Raw genomic sequence first — 12,753 nt, forward strand, 5'->3', positions numbered from 1 at the left:
CGTTTTGCCGCAGGAGACCGACATTGAAGCCACTGTACGAAGATTTGTGGATCTCCACCCCGGAATTTCCCGCCGAAGAAACGGCGCAAGATTTAATGATGCATGGCTTTATGCTGCGCCATCCGCGCGGCAATCTGGTCATTGGCCGTGTCGAACATCCGCTCGATCATGAGTTTCTCAATGATGCGGGCGGCGTGATTCGTCACTACCTCACCCACTGGCATGAAGCCGCGCCAGGCGCCGTGGCGATCCAGCAGCGTTTTAACAGTGCGCTCTACTGTCACAGCCGTTCACTGGGGCCCGTCAGTCTGATTGTCGAACCCGATGAGACCTTCATTCAGCAGGAAAGCCACTTTGGTGACTTCCATCTGCTGCCCACACCCGGCCACACACCCGGCAGCTGCAGCTACCTTTATCACTCCCCGCTGGGCCAGACCTATCTGTTTGTTGGCGATACCTTGACCTGTGACTACAACCGCTGGATCAGCGTGTTGGTACCGGAGAGTAATCCGCTGGAGTTGCAGCAGTCGCTGGAACTGTATCGCGCATTGCGCCCGGACGTGGTGCTAATGAGCACCACGCGTGGACACCTGTCATGGGCGAAAGTCGATTTGCAGAGTTGGCTGGCGGCGATTGATGAGGCAGAGCAATCGCCGCTGGATTTGCGCCAGCAGCCACTGATCTAGTTACAGCGATTTACTGAGGTAATGACGCTGATGCAGACGCGGATAATTATCGAGGCTGAAGCGTAAGGTGTAGCCCATCTTTTCATAGAACGGGCGCGCCTGGAAACTGGCCGTATCAACCTGCGCATAAAGGCAACCACGGGCGCGGGCTTCTGTTTCGGCGGCCTGAATCAACTGTGTGCCAGCCCCCTGCCCGCGTAACGCATCGCCGACCCATAGCAGGTCGATGCGCAGCCAGTTACCAAAGGTGGAACCGGTCAACCCGGCCAGCTTGCGGCCAGAAGCATCCTTAATGAAGACGCCAATCGCCTGCATCTCACTGGGATCGATAAAGCGGCTGTTATATTCGGTGAGGCCGAGACGAACATCATCCAGATCCTCTGCGGTAACGGTGTCGGTTACGCTTAATTGCATCGTCTTCTCCTTTGACTGGCCACTATGAATTGGGGCGCTGGCTATCGTCATAACGTTCCAGCGAAAGAATTTCCGCATCGCGTTTTTCGCTGCGATTGCAGGGAATCAGTTTATCGCTATCGGCATAGACAAAGAACGTATCGTCATTATTTTTGTTCACAATCAGCTGATCGCCATTACGAAAACGCGTGATCGCCACTTTATCCCCGCCTTCCAAACGCGTGCGCTGTTGCCCTGCTGCAATTTGAAAATGACGTGTTGGCCACATCAGCGTGCTTAAACCGTATTCCGCACGCGATACCGTCATGGTCGGGCGCCCCGGACAGGTAATTTGAAATTCGGTTTCGCTCCAGGCCGGCGCGATTTGGCACGCCATTAAGCCAACGGCAATAGCTATCGCCTTCATTGGGATCTCCGCTGAGGTTAGATGATGATTTCGTTGGGTTTTATGCGGAGAAGCGTAACACAGAAAAAAGCGGGAAGACGAATAATGGCCCGTTGAGTACGGGCCTGCAAGGATAGAAGGGTAAAGAAAACGTTAGTTCACCGAGTTCATATCTTTGATTTGATTACGGTTTATCTGCTGTTCTTTACCATCAATATCTTTGTAAGTAATCATGCCGGTATCTTCATCCACTTTAGGTTTACCCTGCACCACAATGGTTTGCCCATCGGTGGTGTGCAGGACATGATCGGATGCGCAGCCCGCCAGCAGTAGGCCGAGGCTAAAAGTACCGATTAAAAGCAATGTCTTTTTCATCTCATCCTCCTTTTGGATTCACTGTCAGGTTTAGCACAGCGCGCAGTCATGTGAACCAGGAGAAAGATTAATCTGTGCAGAACAATCGCTGCGCATCAGCCGATATCGACTGAGCAGCAGCTATATTGCATGGATTTCCATCGCAAACGGATGGGGAAGGAATGATCGGAAGGGATTACTCTGCTGCAACCTGTGCGGCGACTAACATTAACGCCAGACCCGCATCTTCCGGATCGAAGCCTTGCATCACTTCTTGTATGGCCGCTACACAGTTCATTACCTGCTTTTTTTTGTCGGCTTCTAATTTATCAATCGCGTGCTGAAGAATCATTAAACTGGCTTCTTCTTCTTTCATAGATTTGCCCTTGTTTTGCTTACCTGATGCGCAACGCTGGCAAGAATAACGTTTATCTGCTACCAAAGTCACCCCTTTACATTCTTACCGCTTAACGATTAAGCAAATGACAAATGGGAAGCGGTGCCAGACCTGCTATGATCAGCATATCAGTGGGCATTGACGGGCCACTGCAAACAAGGAATCGAACCAGGACAGGATCATGTTGCGAATCACGGTAGTACTCACCCTCTTATTATTGGCTGGTTGCAGCTCCACGCCCAAAGGTGTCGACTGCCCGGGCGAAGTCGCGACCATTTATGGACAATCAATGGGGCAGACTCAGGCGCGCATTTTCGATTTGGTGAATGCCTTTACGGTTACGCGTGATGGCGTGGCGGTGAAAAGCGGCACATTGCACTCCAGCGATCGTTTCCAGTATGTCCCTTCTGCCGTGACGCCTGAGGGCTTCACCGCTCAGCGGCTGTCAGATAAGCAATTCCGTCTGATCAACCCTTATCAGAACACCATGATTACCTGGACGTGCCCTTAAACGTGCTTAGCCGGGAAAGATGGTTTATTGTCAGGCTTCCTCACGCTGCGGACCTGTACTATGGAAAAGAGTCTGGACAATAACGGCTACATTGACTTCCCCTTCCCCGCTTCCACCAACGCAGATGGTTCGGTGAATCCTTGTGGATTTGACCTCACGCTCGAGACCGATCGCATCGACGAAATCTCAGCGGGTAAACATTCCGAAAATTTACGGCGTTTGCTGGAAGAGGTGAATTTGCAGGAGGGGGTATTTATGACCTTAGCCTGTGACTGGCAGCAGCGTGATGACGGCGTGTGCGGATTTATCGATGTGGCTTTACGCCCGGCGCTATCGAATGGTAGCAGTGAAGAGACGCAAAGTCTGGATCAGGCATTTGAACTCTATCTGAGCCGACAAGAGAAGCAGCACACCATGCAGAGCGGCACCCTGGTCAATTACGCCCGCGCCGTGCTGGATTGGGGCTGGTCACCTTTGCATCAGCGTCATATGCGCTACGAGAAAGTCACCATTCGCTATTATTGTCAGCAAGCCGACGATGCCGAGTGGTGTTTCGATCATCTACGCCATTTTTTAGTGACCTGGTATCCGGCTTACCGCGGCAATCCCTGAGGGCGTCTCGTGACACCCTATCGGGCTTAGGGTTTGACCAGACGAATCGCATGCTCCAGCATCCGCTGTTCGTCGCGTTCATCATGCGAGCGATGGTGGCGGGTTCGCTGCAGTAATTCGGTAATCTCTGCTCTTTTCGTTTCATGGCCACATTCGGAAAGGACGATCACCGCATCGCCAATTACCCGGCATACTTCATCGTAATCGTCGTCGTTCAGCACATCACGTTTCATATTTCCTCCCGCTGCCGTTGAGCTAGTTCGGCAAGATGCATCACGCCCCCTGCCATCTTCAAGCCTGGACAGAATTCTCTGTTCCTGCAAACAGCTGTTACAACCTGAATGCTCGTTGGGTTGCTGGTCTGAAAATCTGTGACTACGCTGAATCGTAATATTCACAACCAGCAGGGAGTCATCATGACTGATAAAGCGGAAGCAAAATTGAATGAAGCAGCGGGCGCAGTTGAAGAAAAAATCGGGGAATGGACCGGCTCTCGCAAACATCAGGCTAAAGGTGCGGCGCGTCGTTATCCCGCGCAAGCCAGTTATGCTGTGCAGGATGCGGCAGACTGTGTGGTCAAATCGGTACGTGATAATCCGGCAACGGGCCTGGCGGTAGCAGCCAGCATCGGCATTATTGTCGGTTTCCTGCTTGGCAGGAAATAATCGGTGATGGGGGGCCTGTGCGGCCCCAACATTTACTGATGGTGACCAGCCTCATCCAACCTCTCCTGAATATGTTCATCCGGCGTCTCTGCCACATCAGCCGTGCTGTTATTCACATCCAGATGACGCCCCTGGTGCACAGTGATATTCACTGGCACGTCAGGTAATTGCGCACAGCTGCCAAATGACACCAGTAAAAAGAACCACGCGGCTAATGACGTCTTTGCCATCTTCACTTCCACCCACACTGTTTTGAGTCGGGCCAGATTGCCTGACAGAGTGCAAATTAGCGTCAGCGCTGCGCAAAGCTGTGTGGGCAGATGTGAGCAATCAGGCTTGCGAACGCCGTGCTTTAAAGCGCGCCACCATGGTCATCAATGCCTGATAAATCAATCCAGCGTACAAGCTTTTTACCACCACCATACTGATGGCCTCACCCTGCGCCTGCCACGAAGTGAACCACATGAAAATGCCCCACAGCAGCGAAAACAGCAGCCAGCCCTTAACGAATTTGATGACACCTTGCATACCACCTCCAGAATCTGAAGCGCAGAACATAGCGGGTTTTGTCGGAAAAGGCACGACGAGGGGTTCATGGATGCTATCTGTTTCAAAGTTTTGCGAAATGTATTGTCAGGCGCGAACCGCCGTTAAGAAATTGCGCACTTGTCGCATACAGTATGATCACAGTTTGTGATTGAATCCCCGCCAACGTTGTCAGGCATGTTGTGAATATGAATTATTTAAGCGATATCCAGAAATTTATTGAGAGTAACACCCTGCTATCCACCACTTTTAGCTTGCTGCTGCTGGTAATTGCGGGAATGGTGACGCATCTGATCTGCAAATTCTTTGTGGTGAAGGTGGTGCGCAAGGTTTTCTTTAGCACACACAAAAAACAGGTTCCACTCGATAAAGATGTGCGGCTTTCTGAAAAGCTCTCTAATTTTATTCCGGTGATCACGGTCTATTACCTGCTGCAGTTTATGCCAGACCTGCCCGAACATCTGCTGATTGCTATTAAGACTATCTGCGGCATTTTGTTCTTTGTTTATCTGTCGCTGTTCTTCACAGAAGTGCTGGAGATTGTTAACAACTCCTACTCCCGCAAATCAAAGCGTAAGAATCACTCGATCAAGGGCTATATTCAGGTCGGCAAGATCCTTGTACACATTATTTCGGCGATCATGATCCTGGCCATTATGTCGAATAAATCGCCAGTGATTATTATCTCGAGTTTGGGTGCGGTTGCTGCGGTATTAATGTTGGTGTTCCAGCACACCTTAATGTCGCTGGTGGCGAATATTCAGGTGTCATCCAACGACGTGCTGCAACTTGGTGACTGGATTGAGATGCCGGATAAAGGCATTAGCGGCGAAGTGATTGATATTGCGCTGCACACCATTACGCTGCGTAACTGGGATAACACGTTGTCACGCATCCCGACGAAAAATTTCCTCACCGAAACCTATACCAACTGGCAGGCGATGTTCTCCTCCGGCGCGCGCCGTATTATGCGTAGCTTCCACCTCGACCAAATGTCGATTCGCTTTCTCGATCACGAACTCATTCAGCAGATGAGCCAGATTCGCGGTGTTAACGAGCAGCTTTCAGCGTTAATGGATGGCCGAGACAGCAATGCTGTGGGCGATCGCTGGTTTGCTGACAACGGCATGACTAACCTGACGGTGTTCCGCAAATATCTCACCGCGTGGCTGTCGCAGCGCGATGATATTAAGCAGGATATGTATATCGTGGTGCGCGCCATGAAGCCCTCGCCGGAAGGTTTGCCGGTAGAAGTTTATTGCTTCACCTCGTCGATATTTTGGGTCGAGTATGAGAATTCGCAGTCAGCGATCTTCGAATATATCTATGCGATTGTTGGCCAGTTTGGGCTGCGCATGTATCAGCATCCGGGCGGCAATGATTTTTGGCGCTTGTCGCAGCAGCATGCGTCAGCCGCCAAATCCGTTGAACAGCAGGCCGATTAATTTAGCGCATAAAAAAACGGGAGCCATGGGCTCCCGTCTCAATTTCTGGCTGGCAGAAATTACATGTTCGCGATGATCGCGTCACCAAACTCTGAGCATTTCAGCAGTTTAGCGCCATCCATCAGACGCTCGAAGTCATAGGTCACGGTCTTAGCGGCGATTGCGCCTTCCATGCCTTTAACAATCAGGTCTGCGGCTTCGAACCACTCCATGTGGCGCAACATCATTTCTGCGGACAGGATAACGGAACCTGGGTTCACTTTATCCTGACCAGCGTACTTAGGTGCCGTACCGTGGGTGGCTTCGAACAGTGCACATTCGTCACCGATGTTTGCGCCTGGTGCGATACCGATACCGCCAACCTGTGCCGCCAGGGCATCAGAGATGTAGTCACCGTTCAGGTTCATACAAGCGATAACGTCGTATTCGGCTGGACGCAACAGGATCTGCTGCAGGAAGGCATCAGCGATCACGTCTTTCACGATGATCTCTTTGCCGGTGTTCGGGTTCTTGAACTTCATCCACGGGCCGCCATCGATCAGCTCGCCGCCGAACTCTTCTTTCACCAACTGGTATCCCCAGTCTTTGAATGAGCCTTCGGTGAACTTCATGATGTTGCCTTTGTGAACCAGGGTCAGAGAATCACGATCGTTGGTGATGGTGTACTCAACCGCTGCGCGTACCAGACGTTTAGTGCCCTCTTCAGAGCACGGCTTCACGCCGATACCACACTGCTCAGGGAAGCGAATTTTCTTCACGCCCATCTCTTCACGCAGGAACTTGATCACTTTATCTGCTTCTGGCGTGCCCGCTTTCCACTCGATACCTGCATAGATATCTTCTGAGTTTTCACGGAAGATCACCATGTCGGTATCTTCTGGGCGTTTAACCGGGCTTGGGGTACCGGTGTAGTAGCGAACCGGACGCAGGCACACGTACAGATCCAGCTCCTGACGCAGCGCAACGTTCAGAGAACGAATACCGCCACCGACTGGGGTAGTCAGCGGGCCTTTGATGGCAACGCGGTATTCTTTGATTAAATCGAGGGTTTCTTGCGGCAGCCAGACGTCCTGACCGTAAAGTTCTACTGATTTCTCACCAGTATAAATTTCCATCCAGGAAATTTTGCGCTCGCCGTTGTAGGCTTTTTTCACAGCGGCATCAACCACTTTCAGCATAACAGGGGAAACATCAACGCCGATGCCATCACCTTCGATGTAAGGAATGACTGGGTTATTCGGAACAGTGAGTTTGCCCTGAACCAGGGTGATTTTTTGACCTTCCGCCGGAACAACTACTTTGCTTTCCATCAACCTCTCCTTCGAGCGATTTTTTGTTAATGATTTGTAAGATGCGGGTCAATACTACTTGAATATTTCCGCTACGCCAATCACCGCAGTTTCGCGTTATAATGCGCCGATTGTTTCTGACTGCAAAGCCCATGCGAAAAACTTCTCAACGAATTCACCAGGATAAGCGTCCAAACACCGCAGCACGCCAGCCCGTGCGCCGTGACACACGTCCAAAAGGACCGCGACGCGTCATACTCTTTAACAAACCTTTCGATGTTTTACCGCAGTTCAGCGATGAAGCGGGACGCCGCACGCTCAAGGATTTCGTGCCGGTGAGCGACGTTTATGCCGCCGGCCGCCTCGATCGCGACAGCGAAGGTTTGATGGTTCTGACCAACGATGGCGCGCTCCAGGCGCAATTGACGCAGCCCGGAAAGCGCACCGGAAAAATCTATTATGTGCAGATTGAAGGTGCACCACAGGAATCAGATTTATCCCTGTTACGCAACGGCGTCACCCTCAATGATGGACCCACGCTGCCTGCTGGCGTGGAATTGGTCACTGAACCAGAGTGGCTCTGGCCGCGCCAGCCGCCGATCCGCGAGCGTAAAGCGATCCCGACCAGTTGGTTGAAAATCACCCTGTACGAAGGGCGTAACCGTCAGGTGCGGCGCATGACGGCACATATTGGTTTTCCCACCTTGCGCCTGATTCGCTTTGCCATGGGCAAATATCAACTCGACGATTTAGCCCTGGGAGAGTGGCGCGATATCAGTGCCAACGTTTAGAGCACCACTTTTCAATAACTTTTAGTTAACAATTTCGGAGGAAGGATGTTTAAACCTCATGTAACGGTAGCTTGTATCGTGCAGGCGCAAGGCGAATTACTGGTGGTCGAAGAGCGTGTTCACGGCCGCATTACGTGGAATCAGCCGGCGGGTCATCTCGAAGCCGATGAAACGTTGCTCGAAGCCGCACAGCGTGAGTTATTTGAAGAGACCGGAATAGACGCTAAACCCGAGTATTTCCTCGGTGTGCAGCAGTGGATCGCGCCTGACGATACACCTTTTGTGCGTTTCCTGTTTGGCCTCGATCTGCCAGAAAAATGCGAGACGTCTCCGCACGATCGTGACATCGATTGTTGCTGGTGGCTGCCGCCAGAGCAGATTCTGACGGCGAATCGCCTGCGTTCACCGCTGGTCGCTGAGAGTGTACGATTGTGGCAACAAGGCGCACGTTATCCGCTGCAACTGGTGGCGCCGTTCCAATGGCCGTTTCACGAAGGTGCGCGCCCGGCTTCGGCATGATAGAATGCGCCGCCTGTTTTTATCGTAATTAAGAGTGCGTCATGTCTGACAACAGCCAGAAAAAAGTGATCGTCGGGATGTCCGGCGGCGTCGATTCTTCCGTATCCGCCTGGTTACTGCAACAGCAGGGCTATCAGGTTGAAGGCCTGTTCATGAAGAACTGGGAGGAAGACGACGGCGAGGAGTATTGCACCGCCGCTGATGATCTGGCTGACGCTCAAGCCGTGTGTGACAAACTCGGCATCAAACTGCACAAAATCAACTTCGCCGCTGAGTACTGGGACAACGTGTTCGAACACTTCCTGGAAGAGTACAAAGCGGGCCGTACGCCAAACCCCGATATTCTGTGCAATAAAGAGATCAAATTTAAGGCCTTCCTTGAATTCGCGGCTGAAGATCTCGGTGCAGACTTCATCGCCACCGGACACTATGTGCGCCGCGCCGATGTGAATGGCACCAGCCAGTTATTGCGCGGTCTCGACGGCAATAAAGATCAGAGTTACTTCCTCTACACCCTGAGCCATGAACAGATTGCGCAAAGCCTGTTCCCGGTGGGTGAACTGGAGAAGCCTGAAGTTCGGCGTATCGCTGAAGAACTGGATTTGATCACTGCGAAGAAAAAAGACTCGACCGGCATTTGCTTTATCGGCGAGCGCAAATTCCGCGACTTCCTTGGCCGTTACTTACCTGCACAGCCGGGCGAAATCGAAACCGTTGAGGGTGAGATTGTCGGTGAACACCAGGGGCTGATGTATCACACGCTGGGTCAGCGCAAAGGATTGGGGATTGGTGGACGCAAAGAGAGCAATGACGATCCCTGGTATGTGGTCGACAAAGACGTCGCACGCAACCGCCTGGTGGTGGCGCAGGGTGCTGAACATCCACGCCTGATGTCTGTTGGCTTGATTGCTCAGCAACTGGATTGGGTTGATCGCCAAACGATGACGGCCCCGTTGCGCTGCACGGTGAAAACCCGTTATCGCCAGACCGATATTCCCTGTGAAATCATTCCGCTGGATAGCAATCGTATTGAAGTGCGTTTTGACGAGCCGGTTGCGGCCGTCACGCCTGGCCAGTCGGCCGTATTTTATCTGGGTGATGTTTGCCTCGGTGGCGGCATTATTGAACAGCGCCTGCCCCTGGCAGAAGCCTGAGGTCGGCGCTGCCGACGCGATGACAGGAGTTAAGCGTGGCCAAGAACTATTATGAGATAACGCTCGCGCTCGCGGGTATTTGTCAGTCCGCGCATCTGGTGCAGCAATTAGCGCATCAGGGCAGTTGCAACAATGCCGCATTAACCGTGTCGCTGCGCAGCCTGCTGGATCTGAACCCCGGCTCGACGCTGGCGGTCTTTGGCAATGATGAAGCGAATCTGCACCTCGGTCTGGAATCGCTGATGGCCGTGCTGAACAGCGGCAGCCGCCAGGGTGCCGGGGCCGAACTGACACGTTACACCCTGAGCATGATGGTGCTGGAACGCAAACTGCACGGCAACAGCGCGGCGCTGAACACCCTTTCTCAGCGTATTGCGCAACTTGATCGCCAATTAGCGCATTACGAGCTGGAATCTGAAACCATCACCAGTGCCATGGCCGGGATTTATGTCGATGTCATTAGCCCACTGGGTCCGCGCATTCAGGTCACCGGTTCGCCGCAGGTATTACAGAATTCTCAGGTACAGAGTAAAGTGCGTGCCGCCTTGCTGGCAGGTATTCGTGCTGCTGTACTGTGGCAGCAGGTGGGCGGTGGTCGCCTGCAGCTGATGTTCTCACGTCAGCGTTTGCTGCGTGAAGCCAAAACCATTTTATCCCGGTTGGGCCCGGCGTATTAACCGCCGCCCTACCCTAATTTGTTAACGATTCAGGAGTTGCACTGATGGAATTATCCTCTCTGACCGCCGTCTCACCTGTCGATGGCCGTTATGGCGATAAAGTCAGCCCGCTGCGCGCCATTTTCAGCGAATACGGTTTGCTGAAATTCCGCGTTGAGGTTGAAGTTCGCTGGTTACAGAAACTGGCTACGACCGCAGAGATCAAGGAAGTTCCTGCATTTGATGCTGACGCAAACGCTTTCCTTGATGCCATTGTCGCCAATTTCAGCGAAGAAGACGCGGCGCGCATCAAAACCATCGAACGCACCACCAACCACGACGTCAAAGCGGTTGAGTACTTCCTGAAAGAGAAAGTGGCTGATGTCCCTGCGCTGCATGCGGTATCAGAGTTCATCCACTTCGCCTGTACTTCTGAAGATATCAACAACCTGTCGCACGCGCTGATGCTGGAAACCGCTCGCCGTGACGTCATCGTGCCTTTCTGGAACAAAATTATCGATGCGGTGAAAGGTCTGGCGCAGGAATATCGCGATATCCCGCTGCTGTCTCGTACGCATGGCCAACCCGCTACGCCCTCCACCATGGGTAAAGAGATGGCCAATGTCGCTTACCGCATGGAGCGTCAGCTGCGTCAGTTGAGCAAAATCGAGGTGCTGGGCAAAATCAACGGCGCGGTCGGCAACTACAATGCCCACATTGCTGCCTATCCGGAAGTCGACTGGCATCAGCTGAGCGAGCAGTTTGTCACCTCACTGGGCGTGACCTGGAACCCGTACACCACGCAGATCGAACCGCATGATTACATCGCAGAACTGTTTGATTGCATCGCGCGTTTCAACACCATCCTGATCGACTTTGACCGTGATATCTGGGGTTACGTTGCCCTGAATCACTTCAAGCAGAAAACCATCGCCGGCGAAATTGGCTCTTCCACCATGCCGCATAAAGTGAACCCGATTGACTTCGAAAACTCGGAAGGCAACCTCGGTCTGGCCAATGCGGTGATGCAGCACCTGGCGAGCAAACTGCCGGTTTCCCGCTGGCAGCGCGATCTCACCGACTCTACCGTACTGCGTAACCTCGGCGTCGGCGTGGGCTATGCGCTGATCGCTTATCAGGCGACGTTGAAAGGTATCTCTAAACTGGAAGTGAACCGCGATCGTCTGCTGGACGAACTGGATCACAACTGGGAAGTGCTGGCCGAGCCGATCCAGACCGTGATGCGCCGCTACGGTATCGAGAAGCCATACGAAAAGCTGAAAGAGCTGACGCGTGGCAAACGTGTGGATGCAGCCGGTATGCAGGCCTTCATCGACAGCCTCCAACTGCCGGAAGAAGAGAAAGTGCGTCTGAAGCAGATGACACCGGCCAACTATCTCGGCCGCGCCATTCAGATGGTTGATGATTTAAAATAATCATTAAGGGTGTGCCTGCGGGCACACCCTACTCTTCCTCTCAGGCAGTCGAGCGCCTGCAAATCGGCAAGTGCATCAATCCCTTGTCGCCTGCGTCCGGAATGAATACTCGCCGCGTTTTCCTGCTGTCGTTCAAACGATGACAGTCAAGTGTTGTTCTCTTGTTTAGCTCGCTTAACATATACTCTTGCCATCATCACTGAGTTTGAAGGTAAGGAAATTCTATGCGTGTTCTGGTTGTGGAAGATAATGCACTGCTGCGTCATCATCTCGCCGTGCAGTTACGTGAAATGGGTCATCAGGTGGATGCTGCCGAAGATGCCAAAGAAGCCGATTATTTCCTGCAGGAACACATTCCCGACATTGCGCTGGTCGATTTAGGCTTGCCTGATGAAGATGGCATGTCGTTGATTCGTCGCTGGCGCGGTGATGCTGTGCGTCAACCGATTCTGGTGTTGACGGCGCGTGAAGGCTGGCAGGCTAAAGTGGAAGCACTCGAAGCGGGTGCCGATGACTACGTCACCAAACCTTTCCATATCGAAGAAGTTGCTGCACGTTTGCAGGCGCTGATGCGTCGCAACAGTGGACACGCTTCACAGATCATTGCGATGCCGCCGTTCCAGGTTGATCTGTCACGTCGTGAAGTGACCGTCAATGATGCGCCGGTTAAACTCACCGCATTTGAATACACCATTGTAGAAACCTTGATCCGCAACGCCGGAAAAGTGGTCAGCAAAGATTCGCTGATGCTGCAACTCTATCCCGATGCCGAACTGCGCGAGAGCCACACCATTGATGTTTTGATGGGTCGCCTGCGTAAAAAGATTCTTGCGCTCCATCCGACCGAAGTGATTAACACCGTGCGCGGCCAGGGCTATCGTTTTGATCTCTGA

At 52.6% G+C, this 12,753-nt stretch carries 19 protein-coding genes; 11 read left to right on the top strand and 8 right to left on the bottom strand.

Annotated elements, in window-relative coordinates; genetic code table 11:
• Positions 1 to 23 precede the first annotated feature (23 nt).
• Positions 24 to 686 (top strand): MBL fold metallo-hydrolase, encoded by a 663-nt coding sequence (locus LH22_RS14115; RefSeq protein WP_038647517.1) that lies wholly within the window; start codon positions 24 to 26, stop codon positions 684 to 686.
• Here LH22_RS14115 and LH22_RS14120 read toward each other — a convergent pair whose 3' ends face one another.
• The 4 genes from LH22_RS14120 to LH22_RS14135 form a co-directional block, all read right to left on the bottom strand.
• Positions 687 to 1,100 (bottom strand): GNAT family N-acetyltransferase, encoded by a 414-nt coding sequence (locus LH22_RS14120; protein WP_038647520.1) that lies wholly within the window; start codon positions 1,098 to 1,100, stop codon positions 687 to 689. It abuts the gene before it with no gap.
• Between the two features lie 22 nt (positions 1,101 to 1,122).
• Positions 1,123 to 1,506 carry a hypothetical protein gene (locus tag LH22_RS14125; protein WP_038647522.1) on the bottom strand — a complete coding sequence of 128 codons (384 nt, stop codon included), beginning with the start codon at positions 1,504 to 1,506 and terminating at the stop codon, positions 1,123 to 1,125.
• Positions 1,507 to 1,638: 132 nt separating this feature from the next.
• Entirely contained in the window at positions 1,639 to 1,860 is a 222-nt protein-coding gene (locus LH22_RS14130; protein ID WP_038647524.1) for a YgdI/YgdR family lipoprotein, read from the bottom strand.
• 175 nt (positions 1,861 to 2,035) lie between these two features.
• Positions 2,036 to 2,215, bottom strand: coding sequence for a hypothetical protein (locus tag LH22_RS14135; RefSeq protein WP_034821992.1), 180 nt, complete (start codon positions 2,213 to 2,215; stop codon positions 2,036 to 2,038).
• Between the two features lie 202 nt (positions 2,216 to 2,417).
• Here LH22_RS14135 and LH22_RS14140 point away from each other — a divergent pair, with 202 nt between their 5' ends.
• Together LH22_RS14140 and LH22_RS14145 are read left to right on the top strand one after the other, a co-directional pair.
• Positions 2,418 to 2,747 carry a hypothetical protein gene (locus tag LH22_RS14140; RefSeq protein ID WP_034821995.1) on the top strand — a complete coding sequence of 110 codons (330 nt, stop codon included), beginning with the start codon at positions 2,418 to 2,420 and terminating at the stop codon, positions 2,745 to 2,747.
• A 60-nt stretch (positions 2,748 to 2,807) separates the two neighbouring features.
• Entirely contained in the window at positions 2,808 to 3,359 is a 552-nt protein-coding gene (locus LH22_RS14145; protein WP_038647526.1) for a hypothetical protein, read from the top strand.
• A 26-nt stretch (positions 3,360 to 3,385) separates the two neighbouring features.
• On the opposite strand, the gene LH22_RS14150 is transcribed toward LH22_RS14145, so the two are convergent.
• Complete coding sequence (locus LH22_RS14150; RefSeq protein WP_038647528.1) at positions 3,386 to 3,592, bottom strand: DUF2767 family protein; 207 nt, start codon at positions 3,590 to 3,592, stop codon at positions 3,386 to 3,388.
• A gap of 183 nt (positions 3,593 to 3,775) precedes the next feature.
• On the opposite strand from LH22_RS14150, the gene LH22_RS14155 reads away from it, so the two are divergent.
• Positions 3,776 to 4,024, top strand: a complete 249-nt coding sequence (locus LH22_RS14155; protein WP_034822005.1) for a DUF883 family protein — start codon at positions 3,776 to 3,778, stop codon at positions 4,022 to 4,024.
• Positions 4,025 to 4,056: 32 nt separating this feature from the next.
• Here the strand turns inward: LH22_RS14155 and LH22_RS14160 are convergent, their stop codons facing one another.
• Together LH22_RS14160 and LH22_RS14165 are read right to left on the bottom strand one after the other, a co-directional pair.
• Complete coding sequence (locus tag LH22_RS14160) at positions 4,057 to 4,254, bottom strand: hypothetical protein (protein ID WP_038647530.1); 198 nt, start codon at positions 4,252 to 4,254, stop codon at positions 4,057 to 4,059.
• A 100-nt stretch (positions 4,255 to 4,354) separates the two neighbouring features.
• A complete protein-coding gene (locus LH22_RS14165) occupies positions 4,355 to 4,552 on the bottom strand; it encodes a DUF6404 family protein (RefSeq protein ID WP_034822012.1) in 198 nt (65 codons plus the stop codon).
• Positions 4,553 to 4,758: 206 nt separating this feature from the next.
• Here LH22_RS14165 and LH22_RS14170 point away from each other — a divergent pair, with 206 nt between their 5' ends.
• A complete protein-coding gene (locus tag LH22_RS14170; protein WP_038647533.1) occupies positions 4,759 to 6,015 on the top strand; it encodes a mechanosensitive ion channel family protein in 1,257 nt (418 codons plus the stop codon).
• Between the two features lie 59 nt (positions 6,016 to 6,074).
• Here the strand turns inward: LH22_RS14170 and icd are convergent, their stop codons facing one another.
• Positions 6,075 to 7,325, bottom strand: coding sequence for an NADP-dependent isocitrate dehydrogenase (gene icd / locus LH22_RS14175; RefSeq protein ID WP_038647536.1), 1,251 nt, complete (start codon positions 7,323 to 7,325; stop codon positions 6,075 to 6,077).
• 101 nt (positions 7,326 to 7,426) lie between these two features.
• On the opposite strand from icd, the gene rluE reads away from it, so the two are divergent.
• The 6 genes from rluE to phoP all read left to right on the top strand — a co-directional run bounded on the left by rluE (position 7,427) and on the right by phoP (position 12,753).
• The gene (rluE, locus tag LH22_RS14180) at positions 7,427 to 8,095 is read left to right on the top strand and encodes a 23S rRNA pseudouridine(2457) synthase RluE (protein WP_038647538.1); all 669 of its coding nucleotides are present in this window, start codon (positions 7,427 to 7,429) and stop codon (positions 8,093 to 8,095) included.
• Positions 8,096 to 8,140: 45 nt separating this feature from the next.
• Entirely contained in the window at positions 8,141 to 8,614 is a 474-nt protein-coding gene (locus LH22_RS14185; RefSeq protein WP_038647540.1) for an NUDIX domain-containing protein, read from the top strand.
• Between the two features lie 41 nt (positions 8,615 to 8,655).
• The gene (gene mnmA / locus LH22_RS14190; protein ID WP_038647542.1) at positions 8,656 to 9,768 is read left to right on the top strand and encodes a tRNA 2-thiouridine(34) synthase MnmA; all 1,113 of its coding nucleotides are present in this window, start codon (positions 8,656 to 8,658) and stop codon (positions 9,766 to 9,768) included.
• Between the two features lie 35 nt (positions 9,769 to 9,803).
• Positions 9,804 to 10,445, top strand: coding sequence for a high frequency lysogenization protein HflD (gene hflD, locus LH22_RS14195; protein ID WP_038647544.1), 642 nt, complete (start codon positions 9,804 to 9,806; stop codon positions 10,443 to 10,445).
• Between the two features lie 44 nt (positions 10,446 to 10,489).
• The gene (gene purB, locus LH22_RS14200; protein WP_038647546.1) at positions 10,490 to 11,860 is read left to right on the top strand and encodes an adenylosuccinate lyase; all 1,371 of its coding nucleotides are present in this window, start codon (positions 10,490 to 10,492) and stop codon (positions 11,858 to 11,860) included.
• Positions 11,861 to 12,084: 224 nt separating this feature from the next.
• Complete coding sequence (gene phoP / locus LH22_RS14205; protein ID WP_034822036.1) at positions 12,085 to 12,753, top strand: two-component system response regulator PhoP; 669 nt, start codon at positions 12,085 to 12,087, stop codon at positions 12,751 to 12,753.

The sequence above is a fragment of the Pantoea rwandensis genome (genome assembly GCF_000759475.1).
Lineage (GTDB): Bacteria > Pseudomonadota > Gammaproteobacteria > Enterobacterales > Enterobacteriaceae > Pantoea > Pantoea rwandensis_B.